The organism is Streptomyces sp. NPDC107528, assembly GCF_055639295.1.
Window position 1 is genome coordinate 783,535 of record NZ_JBVKAV010000001.1, and the last position, 13,013, is coordinate 796,547.

Consider the following 13,013-nt stretch of genomic DNA (forward strand, 5'->3'; position numbering starts at 1 on the left):
CCATTCGCCTTGAGAACTGGGCAGATGGCGGACTACTGTCCACGGGTGTCCAGCATCTCCGATCGCGTGAGAAGCCTGATCGACCAGTCGGGCTTGAGCCTCCACGATTTCGCCGACCAGGCTGACCTCGACGCCGAGCAGTTCCGTGAGTGCCTCAGCGGCACGAGCCCCTTCTCAACTGTTGATCTCGCGGTCATTGCCGATGAATTCCACGTCTCCATGGACTGGCTGCTCACCGGAGCCGAGCCCCCACTGGCCGTGGCAGCGAGAACAACCACTGGAAAGGCGGCCGAGGCACTGGCAGCCGCTCGGGACTACGTTGCCCGGCGCGCCGACCTGGACAAACTCGGCTATACGCAGCCCTGGCGGCCCGTCTCCTCGGCAGCGCCTGCTGGCAGTACCTACGCTGCCCAGGGAGAGGCGCTGGCGAAATCCGCTCGGAGGGCGGTGGAGCTCCAGGGACGATCGGTGGTCCAGGGCGGCCTGCCGGAACTGATCGAGGCGGTCTTCGGTGCCGATGTGGCTGTCGAGCCGCTGGGCGACGGCTTTGACGGCCTCGCTGCCATGGGGCAAGGTGCCAAGCTCATCCTCCTGACTACGACATCTAACCCGGCACGTCAGCGCTTCACTCTCGCGCACGAACTCGGGCACCTTCTCGCCGACGACGACCAGGACGTCCACCTCGATCGCGATATCTTCGAACGGGCCCAGAAGATGGACCCGAGCGAGCAGCGAGCCAACGCCTTCGCTTCCGTCTTCCTCTTGCCCGAGCAAACGCTGCGCGAAGCAGTCAGTGCAGTGAAATTGACCCGGGAAAGCTTTGCCGCGCTCTGCTGCGACTTCATGGTCAGCCCTGCGACCCTGGCCTACAGACTGCTCACGCTTCGTGTGATCGACGCCGGCGCCTGCGACTACTACAAGCGCATGACCGTGCGCGAGGCCGCAGTCGTCGCTGACCGCGTGGAAGAACTCGACCGGCAAGTCGCGGCCTCGCAGGAGAAAAGGCTCCCCGGACTTCTTGTACGCGACACGCGCGCTGCCTACGAGGCCGGCAAAGCGACCTTGCGTCCGTACGCGTCGCTACTCGGCGTTGATGTCGACGAGCTCAGAGACCAGTTAGCGTCCGGACAGGACAACGGCGGTACAGCATGAGCGACTTCCTGTTCCCGGACAACACCGTCCTGTGTAACTTCGCCGCCGTTGAACGCCTCGATCTGCTTCGCGCGGTCCTGGCCGGCCGCGGCAAGTGGACCGCGGCTGTGTCGCGGGAGGCCCGCAAATCGGCCGAACAACTGCCCGCTCTTCACGACCTGAGACAACAGGGCTGGCTCGGCGAAGCAATCCGAGTAACGGCTCCGGATGACGTTGAGAACGTCGGGCACCTTCGCACAGCCGTGTTCGGCGGACAAGCCGACCGGTACCTGCAGCACCTCGGCGAGGCCGAGACCTGCCACATCATCCAACGCTGGCCCCAGTTCTCCGGTGCATGGTGGATATCGGACGATAAATCCGCTCTGGAGTATGCGATTGGGCAGGGCATCATGACGGCGGAGACGCTCGACGTGATGCAGCTTGCCGTGAAAGCGGGATTCGTCGCGGCGGAGGACGGCTTCGCCCTGATGCAGAAGATGCGCCAGCTGAACCGCTATCCGCGGCTTCCCCAGTCTGTCGCCGACCTCACCGTCCTCCCGTGGTCGCTCGCTGAACTCTTACCTGGTCAGAGCGACGACGAAGCTACCGCGCACACCACGTAAAAACTGCCTCCCCAGTCCGTAGGACGGCCCCTGCGCAAGGAGGCAGGGCCATGCGAAGCCCCACCAGCGAGAGTCACGGCGAACAATTGCCGAGGGGGAGGCTCACCATCGCCAGTCTGGATCGACGCTGAGTTCGTTCCGGTTGGTTGCTTCCTGCGCGATGCGTTGCCCTTTGGTCAGCAGGACGTGCGCTGCCTGCCGGAGTTCCTCGGGGAGCCATGCCGTCAGGCTGTGGGCCCGGTCGTTGGCGATGATGTCGCCGGCGTTGGGTTCGCGGGCGAGCAACAGGCGGTACAGCCCCGTCGCCGGTTCGATAGGTGGCAATCCGTGCTGGACACCGTTGATTGAGGCTCTGGCTGGGATGGCGATGCCTTCGGCGTCGAGGTCGCCGTAGTAGACGATGCGGTGGATGCCAGGGAGCTCAGCGATGTTTTCTACGGATGCTTCGAAGGCTCTTCCGGAGCCGAAGGCGATGTATCCGATGGGGCCGGGGGCGGCCTTGAGCAGGTTGTGCAAGGTGGCGTAGGTGTCGCTGTTTCCACTACGAGCATGGTGTCGCCGTCGCCGAGCCTGCGGTGGGCCAGCGGTGGCGGTTCGCGGTAGGTGGAGAGCTGTTCGAGGGTCAGTCTGCCGGGGGCAAAGAGTGCTCCGGTGATCAGGGTGTCGAGGCGCTTTTCGTGGCGGAAGATCTCGTGTGAGCGCTCGCGTAGGGGGAGGGGAGCGCGGCGGGCTGGTTGGTTGTGGGTATCCCGGAACCAGCGGTTGCAGGCGAGGAGGTCTTCGGTTTGGGACGCGGTCAACCGAGTGCCGTAGGCCCAGTTGAGCTCTGGCCGCCATGACACATGCTGTCGTGGGGTGGAGGATTTCGCTGGCGGCGCGGTGGGGATCCGGACCTGTTCCGGAAGGGCCGGGCGGCCGGCGTCCCATTTGGTGCGGGAGGTGGGCAGGGCGATGATGCCGTGTTCGGCGATTTCGTACAGAAGTGTGGCGAGCGTGCTGCGTGCGTTCTCGCCGCTGGCGGCGCCCGGTAGAGCGTCGCGGAATGCCTCGATGAGGGTGGCCCGGCCGACCGTGACGCGGTCGGTGCGGGCCTGGAGCGCGGCGCTGAGTTGTGCTGCTGCGGGGGAGAGCGGCACTTGGAGTTGTCCCGTGGGGGAGATCATTGAGCGTCGCCCCGCTTCCTGTACAGCCGGGCAGAGGTGAGGACACCGACGGGTTCGGGGACGTCTTGGTCTGGAGTGATACGGGGGGCGGGGATGAGAGCGTTGCGTACCTGTTCATCGAGCCGGATGAGGGAGAGGCCGCTTCGGGCCTCGGCGTCGTTGCGGAGCTGGATGCGCATGGGGAACCGCGAGATGACGTCCTCGTCACTCAGTCCGGTGGTGTAGATCAGCTGGATTCCGAGGGCGGCGGCCATCTCCATCTGGATGTCGACGAGGTACCCGGCGTTGGCCCGGCCGATGGGGTTGTCGAGCAGGAGCAGTCCGCCGTTGCGGGTGCGGCTGCGAGGACCGGGTGAAGTACGGAGTGCGGCGAGTGCGCAGTACAGGAGGATGGCCCCGGTCAGTTCCTGGCCACCGGAGAAGACGCGGCTCATTTCCTCGACGGGGACGCGGTCCAGGCGGTGGGAGGCGTTGGGCTTCATGACCTCGGCGGTGAATCCGCGGGGGACGGCTGCTACGAGGCAGCGCATGACGACGTCGATGCCCTTGAGCTTGCGAGTGCGTTGATTGCCGGCCAGTGCATCGACGGATTCGTGCATCTGGGCGGCTAGGGCAGTGAGATCCGGTTTCTTGTAGCGGATGTTGAGGAATTTCTGTCCGGACCAGGGAGCGTCCCCCTCAGGGAAGGCGGAGAAGCGACTGGCCTGATCGAGGCGCTGCAAAAGGTCGGTGACGTGGCCGCTGAGTTGTGAGGCGAGGGCCTCGCGGGCCTTGGCCATGCCTTCGAGATCTGAGTTCAGGGCGGCGATGCGAGAGGTCAGTGCATCGGTCCAGGTGGCAGCCATTGCTGGGATGTGACGGCTGTCCAGGGCGGAGATCTGCGTACGCAGCGGGATGTCGAGTCCTTCGAATCGGACATCGGCGGGTACTTCTTTGAGCCGGCTGACGCTTCCTTCCAGGCTTCGCTCTGTCTGGCGGGCTGCGTCCCGGCACGTGGTGTGTGCGGCTGTCACCTGTCGAGCGGCGAATGCGGCTGCTTCCGCAGTGCCGTGGTAGGGCTCCCGGTCCGGAGGAACGGTTAGGCCGTGGACAGCGGCTTCCAGCACCGGGAGGATACGGTCGAATGCCGCAAGCTCCTTGGTGGAACTGGCCTGATCGCGGCGGGCGGTGTTGAAGGCTGCAGCGGCAAGGCGTTCCTTGTCCTGAGCCGTGTCGAGTTCGCCCGTGGCCCGGGCCTCCAGCTCGCGGGCCTCAGTAACGGTGGCAGGTGTCCAGGCTGCGGCGTCTTCGTCGTTCAGCGAGACTGCCGAGGTGAGATGCTTGGAGCGCTCCGCAAGACGGCTCGACTGATCGCGCAGTCGCTGAAGGGCCACGTCGCAGGAGTCGATCTTGGCGGTGAGGGCGCGCAGAATGGCGTCGCGTTGAACGGGGTCACCGGCCCGTCCATCGCGACTGTGGGCCATGGCCAGATCTCGTACCTGTTCGGGGACTTTGTTCCATTCTTCCTGGCTCGCGAGCAGAGCCTTCTGCGCGGCTGTGGCGCGCACTTGCTGGTCCTCGCCGACCTCAACGCCCCTCAGCTCGTCCTGCGCTTGCAGATAGCGATGTTGGAGAGAGGGGAGGGGCAACAGGGTTGCGTTGGAGGCGTCGTGTGCCTGTTGCGCTTGGGACGTGCTGGTGATCTCTTCGCGCGCCCGGGCGTATCGGTCTGCGGCCTGCTCGGCTGATTCGATGGCGCGCGCGAGATACAGGATCTCCTCACCCGCCTGGTCGATCTGGCCCGCCAGTAACTCGAGTTCGTTGGTGCGGGCGACCCTCTCGCCGGCAAGGGTCTTGATCCGGGCCCGTGCTTGGTCGGCAGCGGTCTCCTCCTCCGCCAGGCGAGCCAGATCCTCGGCGATCCTCTGCGCTGCCTTAAGACCTTCGGTACGGCGTTCGCATTCGTCCTCCGCGACCTCCAGCGCAGTCTCCTGCTCACCTGCTGCGGTGCGGGCTGCGGCCAGTGCGGTCTCGGCCTCTTCAGCAGAGGTCTCCAGCAGTTCCAGATGGCCAAGCAGGTCGGACACAGTCCGCACACCGCAGGCATCACGCCAGTTCGCGATCTGGCGCAGAAGGTCTCGTACAGCGGTGATGCGCTGTCCGAGCAAGTTCAACTCGCGGGTGACCTCGGTAATGCGGTCGTCGACCGCAGCGCGCTCGTGTGCGGCGGCTTCTTCGTCGTGGAGGGCGGGGGTAGGTTCGACCACGAATCGTCCGCTGTCGGACGCTGCCTGGGTGCTCAGCATCCGTTCTCCGGTGCCGACGGTGACGGCCGCGGAGGGCAGGGGGCGAAGGCGCTCCACAATGCTCTGGGCTGTGTCCAAGCCGTCGAGACCGCCCACGATGATCCCGCCGACCAGGTCGGGGTGTGTACTGATGACCTGCTGGCGCTCCGTGGTCGGGACGTTGTCGCGCATCCACTGCCAACCGGGCACCGCGTGGATCCCGTGGTCCGACAGTTGGCCGCACAGGTCGCGTACCTCTTCGGCGGCAGGCAGCAGGCCCTCGCTGGTGTCGAGGAGGGAGAGGAGATCCTGATCGTTCTGCAGGTCGATGTGCTTGCGTGTCAGTGCGGTCTCGAGGCCGCCGGTGCGACGCTCGGCGAGCTGGTGCAGGGCGCCGGCATGGTCACCCAGCCAGCGCAATGCGTCGCCGGCGCCAAGCTCGTCGCTGTTGGCTTCCAATAGCTCGGCACACAGCGGGTTGCTGCGGATGGCTACAGCCTGAGCTCGCAGTTGGCTGCTCTCCTCGTCCGCTGCCGTCGCGGCCGCACGCGCGGACCAGGCCAGGGCTTGTTGCTCCGCCAGTGCGGTGTGGGCGCCATCCCGTTCGGTTCGGACGCTCTTGCGGACCTGGTCGGCTTCACGCAGCAGCTGCTTGCTGTGGTGTGCGTGATCCTGGGTGCGGGCGGCGGCATCGGCGGCGCTTTCTTGCGGGGCAAGGAGATCATGTTCCCGGGCGGCGTTCAGGCGTAATGCGAAGACGTCGGTCTGCTTCTGTAGGGTGCGGGTTTCCTCCTGGGCAGCGCCTACCGCGGTGAGTAGCTTGTTGCTGCGGGTACGCCATTCTTCGATCCGTTTCTGCGTCTCGGCTGTGGTGTCTTCGTGCGTGCGGATCGTGTCGCGGGCCTCTTTCTCGGCCCGGGTATAGCCCGCGCGCAGCGCTGCCGCTGCGGCGTCGAGGGCTTGGACGAAGGGGGCGGCGGTTAGTTCGGCCTGGACGAGGGCCCGCTGGGCACGGTTGTTGTTGTCCAGTGCCTGTGTGTGACGCAGCGCGATCGGGACGCTCGCCCACGCCGTCCTCTCATCTTGCGCCTGTTGCCTGTTCTTCTGGGTTTCCTGCTCTTGGGCGGTGATCTCGTCCAGTTCGAGGGTGTGGGAACACGCCTGTACGTGCTGGACGCGGGAGTGGGCGAGTTCGCTGGTGCGCTTCGCGGCTTCCAGCGCGCGGTGCGTGTCCTTGAGGGTGGTGTTTCTCTCGGCCTCGGTGGCGGTGAGGGCGGTGTGACGTGCCCGGATCGCGGAGGTGAGGTGAACGAGGTCCTTTTCGGCGTTCTTGGCTTCATCGGCGTGCCGGTTGAGCGTGTCGTGGAGGCTGGCGACGTCCTCGCATGCGTGCTGCATCTCCACCGCGAACTGCCGTTCCCTTTCCCACAGGGCGCGTTCGTCGTGTGCAGCGGCATAACCGCGGAAGGCCGTGCCCAGTTCGGTGTACCGGTCATCGTCTGTGGCCTTGCGCAGCAGCCATTCGACGAAGGCGTCGGCGGTGTTGGTGGTGAAGGCTGCGGCGGCGTCGCTCTCCTTGGCGTTCATCCTGCGCTGCACGTCGAAGAGTTCGGGTTGCAGGCCGAGGCCGCGCTGGTGTTTCTCCCACTTCTCCTGGCCTTCGACGATGTGCAGTTCGAGCGCTTCCACTCGTTTTTCCCAGTCGCGCAGTTCGGTGCAGTAGTCCTCGTACGGCGTCCAGTGCCCTTCACGGTGGAAGGGGAGCCGGTCGGCGTCCAGGGCTGCGGAAGGGTGGAAGCTGTAGAAGCAGCGGTGCAGTTTGCCGTCGTGTTCGGGGGCCAGGACCTGTGCGGTGACCAGCAGGCGTCCGGTGCGTGCGTCGGCCCATTCGAGTACCACGTGCGATGGCTGGGCCATTGAGACGGTGAAGTTGCGTAGCGTCTCCAGATCGCTGTGCCGGTAGGGGATGGTGGTGCAGGTGATGCCGGTCAGTAAGACACCTTTGCCGCCGCCGTTCTGCAGCATCACCAGGCTGGCGGGTGCCGGCCGCTGGGCGACGTGTCCGGCGTCGGGGATCAGCGAGGCGGTCTCCACTTCGGCGCCGGCGCCGGAGAAGTCCAGGGGTACGTCTTCGTAGCGGGCATCTCGTGGCCCGAAGTTTCGCAGCAGGATGCGGTTGAGCTCATACATGAAGGAGGTCCTTGCAGGAGGGCGGTCAGCTGAACAGGTCGGTTACCGGCGTGTTCTCGGTCGGCGACGGAGGGTCGCCCGGTGATGGCTGGTCGTGGTCGGGTGCGCCGTCCGTGGGGAGGGCTGCGACTCCCAGTGCTGCGAGTTCCTCCAGCATGTCGCGCGCGGCCTGGTCGCGGATCTGCAGTCGGTACTTGACGTTGGTGACATATGTTCCGGCGTCTTCGTCGCTGACCTTGCGTAGGAAGCCGTGGCTCTCCAAATGCGCGAACGCCTTTTTCACCAGGGCTCTCGTCGAGGCTCGTGGGGCCCTGTCGGTCTGCGTCTTTCCCGTGGCGTTGCGGCGCAGGTAGGCCCGCCACAGTCCTTCCAGCTCCGGCTGATCGGAGGGTGGATCAACATCTCCGTCACTCTGTGCAAGGCGGCGTTCGATGGTCGACGCCAGGACCCGGACCTCTTCATCGACCTGCTTGACTGAGATCCGGCCGACATGCTCGTCATCGTCGAGGTCTTCGGGACGGGGGAAGACCATGGCGGCGATGGTCAGCTGGGCCAGCAGGTACAGGGGGCGATCGGTGGTTTGCGGGACGAGGTCGGAGACGGACACCGCGAAGTCGGTCTCAGGCGTGGTGCCCAGGACCAACCCGGTCATGGGATGAACTTCCAGCACCGTCAGGTCGAATCCCTGGGCGACCTTGCGCACTACCTGCGCGAAGTCCGGCTCAGTGTCGAAGCGTTGGACGAGTCGGGCGTAGTCGCCAGAGCGAGCGGGCGCTTTGCGGCGGGCCATGGCGAAGGCGACCATCCGGGCAGCCTCGGCAGCATCCTCGTGACGGTTCATGCACTCTCCTGATCAAGCTGGTGGGCGTCGGGGCCTTGCGGGCGGCGCGGTGCTGGGAAAGTGGGCAGAGGCGCGTTCGTCTGTGACTCCTGCGAGGGACCGATGCCCCCGGTGCGGACCAGGAGGAAGTCGCTGCCGCCAAAGAGGACGTCATCCAGGACTGTGCCGTCGTCGACGGCCACCACGGCAGTTTCACCATCGACGAGTTGGCGCACCGGAATGAGCCGGAAGAGCTGCTGGGTGCGAAGCGTGAGCAACTCATCGGTGCCTGATTCCGGTCCTGTGCCCGGGCCTGGTTGGCGTGTGGCCGCCAGCAGGGTCGAGAGCCGCACGCCCTGGTCCGTGATGGCAGCCAGCAGCGCGTCCACCGCGTAGTGTTGCTCTTCGCTGAAAGCGGGACGGGCGTCGATCTCCGACCAGTCGTACTCGTTCTGAACCGGCACCAGCTCCCCGTCGGCCTCCTCGGCGACCCTGGTGAGCCCTTCCAGAAAGTCGGGCAGGTACATCACACGAGGACGCACGGGCCCCATGACGGCACGAGTGAACGCCTCCAAGGGGCCCAAGCACGCGTTAAGTGAGAGTTCCAGCACCGGCTGAAGGAGCTGCTCATGTAGATGTACGCGGGTGTGAATCGCCGGAGCCACGAACACCTGACGGTCTTGTTGGCGCCGGAACTCCGGACCGACCGTCATCAGCATGTCAATCAGTACCGCGTGACGTTGCCAGCACTCGTGGATGAGCGCCTCCAGGTCTTGCAGCTGTCTGCGCTTGCGTTCATCGGCGGTGGCTTCCAGTAGTTGGTTGACCCGCTCCTTGTGCTTCGTCTCGGCCGCGGACCGGCTGCGCACGTGCTCCAGAGCCTCATCGACCGTGTCCCTGACTTCCGTGTCCCAGTCCACAGCCCGCACATTGCGCTTCATGGCTTCGATGCGCCCATGGATGTCCTTGGCGTACCGGACGCTCTGGATCCGTGCGTTGTGCGCGGCCTGCCACGCCTCGCTGATCCGTGAACGCTTGAGCAGAGCTTCCAGCTTGGCTTCGGCGGCGATCTGTTCCGAGGCAATATCGACGTCGATCGCATGCACCAGCACGGTGATCGCCGCGTCCGTGGCGATGAGAGCTGCCTGCCCCACGTGATCGGGGACTTCCTTGAGGATCTGGAAAGATGCCTCGCGCGTCTCGAACTTGTTGTCTGTCACGTACCCGACGTCGTGGCGGAAAGCGCGGTCACGTTCTTCGGTGTTGATCAGCCGCTCGGTCACCCAGCGGGCGACTGCCCGGTGCTCCTCCCCAGTCCGGCCTGGCTGCTGCAGTGCGGCGAACTCGGCCACGTGTTCCACGACCGTCTCCTGCCGCACGGCTGTCCGCATGTCGGTGCGCAGCGTTACGAAGTCAATCGCGGCCAAGGCCAGTTCAGCCATGCGGTACGGGTCCCACCCGCGCTCCTTCTTGGCCTTGCTGGCATCCAAGGCCAGCACCGGATAGACCACCGCTAGGGCTCGCATCCGCGACGTGATGCTTTCGTAGATCGCGGACGGCTCTTCAAAGATCACCAGGTCTTCCCCTAATTCCCGGTCTCGCGTTGTGATTTGAAGCTAGGACACGGCACTGACAATCACTCAGAATCCGAACTGGTGCGCTATTTATGGATGCGGTGAGGGGCAGCCTGCGATGGCTAGCGTGCCGCTCTCGGGTGACCGTTCCCAGTTCGTGTGGCCGCCATGGCGGAGGATGGGCGCAGATTTGAGCGGCTGGCGCGAAACCTATGGCTCAAAGGCGTTTCCCTGATCTCCTGCTGAGGTGGATGTCCTTGGCGTCCGGTGGTGTTGCGACAGGGCCGTGCTCATCCCGGAGCCGATCGCTCCGAAGGTTCGGTAGCGACTGGATGGTGAGGAAGTGGGCGCAGGCTCCCGTCCGGTGAGGCGATTCTTGCGGATCGGCCGGGGCGGTCTATGCGTGGGAAGGCTGGGTATCCCAGCGAAAGGGGCAGCATTCGAGTCAAGGGCCCATGACCAGGGCGAGGGCTGGTCATGAAGAGCGACCACCGGGCGTTCGCGCCGCGAAATATTGAGGCGCATCGTTCGGCTTCTGCGGCAGACTGGCCGAGCTTATGAGCTGGGTGTATCGCTCCCACGCAGCCCCATAGCGTTGCCGCGGCCAGCCCTCGCGGTGCCATGCCCCAGAGCTTCCTAATGCTGTCCCCTGGGGTGCGGGGGACGCATGGAGGAGCCGTAGATTCCCCGGTGACCGAGAGAGGCGACCGCTCTCCGGCTGGGCCGCACGCAGGGTCTCGTATTATCTTCACGCCTCCGCAGCCTCTCGCGGAAACAATTCCGCACCTCATCGGCGTTGGTGATCTCCGAGTCGAGGAGGGGAAGGTGTCGGGCCTGAAGCTGTTCCGCACGGACACGACGAATAGCGGCATGACCGAGGTCACGCCGCGTCTTGCTGAGGCCGAGGCAGATGTGCAAGGTCTCGTCGAGGCGCACATGGAGACGTTGCTGGGTGTCCGGTTCCTGGCGAGCGAATACGGCACGGGGCCGGTTCACGGGGGCCGCATCGATTCGCTCGGTCTGGACGAGAACGGATCGCCGGTCATCGTCGAGTACAAGCGCGGCGTCGATGCCGGCGTCATCAACCAGGGCCTGTTCTACCTGGCATGGCTGATGGACCATCGCGCCGAATTCGAGCAGCTGGTCCGCGACCGGCTCGGGGTGACGGCCGCGTCCCAGGTCCTATGGAGCGGACCGCGCCTGATCTGTATCGCCGGCGACTTCACGCGCTACGACGCGCATGCCGTTCGCGAGCACCGGCGGTCGATCGACCTGGTCCGCTACCGACTCTTCGGCAGCGACCTGCTCGGCCTTGAGACCGTGGCGTCCGTGAGCGGCGGCATGCAGGTAGCACGCCGACCGCGCCGCCAGGCGGTTGCCCGGGCGGCGGCCGGCGCCGGGGGCGCGTCGATGGTGGAGCTGGCGAACGCTGTCGACGAGGTACTGCTCGGGCTCGGGGACGGTGTGAACCGCGTCGAGCGCAAGACCTACCGGGCCTATCAGCGGCTGCGGAACTTCGCCTGCCTCTGCCCGCCGCAGCGCAGCAAGCTGCTGGTCTACCTGAAGGTCGACCCGCAGGACGTCGGCCTCGTTCCGGGTTTCACCCGTGACGTGTCCGGCCTCGGTCACCACGGGACGGGTGATCTGGAGGTGCAGCTGCGTACGCCGCGAGACGTGGAGCGGGCGCAGGACTTGTTCCGGGCCAGCTACGCGGCGGCGTGATCGTCTGCCGGCCTATGGCTGCTCTGTGGCCGTGGGGTGGCCCCTTTCGACGTACGAGCAGGGCGTGGCGGTGGACTACCCATAATGTGCGGGATCGCCGGTTTGGGCTAATCGGCGATCCCGCGCTATCTTGTCCCGCTCTTGCGTGCTGACGATCAGCGTGTACGGCTGGCAGCGGGGGCGGCCGCGACCGCGGGCGTGACCGGCGGGCTGGTGACGAGGCTCGTTCTGCGTTCAGGGGTTCCGGTCTGTGGGTGGCGAGTGCCGGGTTTGTGGGCGAGGGCCTCGGAGAGATCGGCCAGCAGCGAACTCGGGGTGTGCGGGGACGCGGTGACGGCCCAGGTGGGCCGGTCAGGGCCGGGACCGGCCCAGACGGTCCAGGTGGCCAGGTTGTGGCTCGGGTGCTGGGCGGTGAAGGCGTCGAACTGGACGCCCGCGTCCCCGGTGGGGGACTTCCAGCGGATCCATCGCCCGTCCACGGTGTGCTTCCATCCGGCGTCGGAGAGGGGCTGCGTGGCCACGGTGACCATCTTCTCGTCCACTGGCACGCTGATGGCCGCGTCCCAGCCGTCGCCTTCGGCGAGGTGATTCAGCAGCTCCTCCAACATCGGGGCGGGGGTGGCGCCGGTCGCGGTGAGGACCCACATGCGGTCGGATACGGGTGTCTCGTAGGCGGCCACGGTCCACGCTGTTTCGTGAGCGGGCGTTTCGTGGATGCGCTCGATGCGCAGGGTCTGGGACTCGTGGATGGCGTGGGTCGTCTCGTCCGACCAAGTCCGCCACTTCTCCCATTCGCAGTGGGAGTCGATGAACGCGTCGAGGAGCGCGTCGTGGTTACCGGCATCGGCCAGGTAGGCCGGGACGGTCTCCGGCTCCGGACGGGCCGGTTCGGCCTTGACTGCGGTGAGGGAGAGCGGGGCGCGGGCCTCGGCAGCGGCGCGTTCGGTGTCGGTCAGGGGTGCCGGGCCGGGACGCATCTCGGCGCCGTGGACCTTCTCGAAGGCGAGCAGGGCCCCAGCGGGTGAGCCGAAGGTGTCGGTGACCTGGCGCAGGTGGTCCTCGCCGTGGAGGTAGACGGACTTGCCGTTGCGGTGGAGGTAGGTGCCGACCGCGACGGTGGTGTGGCCGTCGTGGGCGTGGGCGTGGATGAGGAGCTGGCCGTGGCGGATGTCGTCGTGGATCTTCTGCGCCTGATTGGAGACCTCGCGGATTTCGCTGCGGGTGCACCACGGCATCGGATAGTTCGCCCAGGTCCATTCCTCGTCCATGGCCTCCTGGAGCCGAGGGGTGATCTCCACGGTGATGCCGTCGGCGGACAGGTGCTTGGCTGCGTCCTTGGCCCAGTAGGGCTCCTCGTGGTCGATGCGGACCAGGACCAGGAGGTTGTCGGCGACGACGGTCCAGTCGGTTGCCTCCAGACTCAGGTGGGCAACGTGGGCCTGCGTGCCGGTCAGGACGGCAGTCACGGCGCTTGGATGGGTGGGGTGGGTGTCGAGGCGTACGTGGGCGTCGATGGTGGGAGTCAC

8 protein-coding genes are annotated in these 13,013 nt (G+C 66.1%); 3 read left to right on the forward strand and 5 right to left on the reverse strand.

The annotated features are described in order from the left end of the window. The first annotated feature begins 45 nt into the window (after window positions 1-45). Together ACZ7L5_RS03750 and ACZ7L5_RS03755 are read left to right on the forward strand one after the other, a co-directional pair. Complete coding sequence (locus ACZ7L5_RS03750) at window positions 46-1,152, forward strand: helix-turn-helix domain-containing protein (RefSeq protein WP_471514092.1); 1,107 nt, start codon at window positions 46-48, stop codon at window positions 1,150-1,152. Next, window positions 1,149-1,754 carry a hypothetical protein gene (locus ACZ7L5_RS03755; RefSeq protein WP_020273724.1) on the forward strand — a complete coding sequence of 202 codons (606 nt, stop codon included), beginning with the start codon at window positions 1,149-1,151 and terminating at the stop codon, window positions 1,752-1,754. Before ACZ7L5_RS03750 ends, ACZ7L5_RS03755 begins: the two co-directional genes overlap by 4 nt. Window positions 1,755-1,856: 102 nt before the next feature. Here the strand turns inward: ACZ7L5_RS03755 and ACZ7L5_RS03760 are convergent, their stop codons facing one another. The 4 genes from ACZ7L5_RS03760 to ACZ7L5_RS03775 form a co-directional block, all read right to left on the reverse strand. Beyond that, window positions 1,857-2,270, reverse strand: a complete 414-nt coding sequence (locus ACZ7L5_RS03760) for a Wadjet anti-phage system protein JetD domain-containing protein (RefSeq protein ID WP_471514094.1) — start codon at window positions 2,268-2,270, stop codon at window positions 1,857-1,859. A 643-nt stretch (window positions 2,271-2,913) separates the two neighbouring features. Continuing rightward, entirely contained in the window at window positions 2,914-7,371 is a 4,458-nt protein-coding gene (locus ACZ7L5_RS03765; protein WP_471514096.1) for a hypothetical protein, read from the reverse strand. A gap of 25 nt (window positions 7,372-7,396) precedes the next feature. Next, window positions 7,397-8,212, reverse strand: coding sequence for a hypothetical protein (locus ACZ7L5_RS03770; RefSeq protein ID WP_471514098.1), 816 nt, complete (start codon window positions 8,210-8,212; stop codon window positions 7,397-7,399). After that, window positions 8,209-9,765: a hypothetical protein gene (locus ACZ7L5_RS03775; RefSeq protein ID WP_471514099.1), complete on the reverse strand. Its 1,557-nt coding sequence runs from the start codon at window positions 9,763-9,765 to the stop codon at window positions 8,209-8,211. Before ACZ7L5_RS03775 ends, ACZ7L5_RS03770 begins: the two co-directional genes overlap by 4 nt. Before the next feature lie 825 nt (window positions 9,766-10,590). Here ACZ7L5_RS03775 and ACZ7L5_RS03780 point away from each other — a divergent pair. Beyond that, a complete protein-coding gene (locus ACZ7L5_RS03780) occupies window positions 10,591-11,487 on the forward strand; it encodes a DUF5655 domain-containing protein (RefSeq protein WP_471514101.1) in 897 nt (298 codons plus the stop codon). Between the two features lie 155 nt (window positions 11,488-11,642). Here ACZ7L5_RS03780 and ACZ7L5_RS03785 read toward each other — a convergent pair whose 3' ends face one another. Then, entirely contained in the window at window positions 11,643-13,013 is a 1,371-nt protein-coding gene (locus ACZ7L5_RS03785; RefSeq protein ID WP_471514103.1) for an SPDY domain-containing protein, read from the reverse strand.

Bases quoted from the DNA above. Each gene is read 5' to 3' on its own strand.
- ACZ7L5_RS03755 (WP_020273724.1), top strand. From the start codon at position 1,149: ATGAGCGACTTCCTGTTCCCGGACAACACCGTCCTGTGTAACTTCGCC.
- ACZ7L5_RS03765 (WP_471514096.1), bottom strand. From the start codon at position 7,371: ATGTATGAGCTCAACCGCATCCTGCTGCGAAACTTCGGGCCACGAGAT.
- ACZ7L5_RS03770 (WP_471514098.1), bottom strand. From the start codon at position 8,212: ATGAACCGTCACGAGGATGCTGCCGAGGCTGCCCGGATGGTCGCCTTC.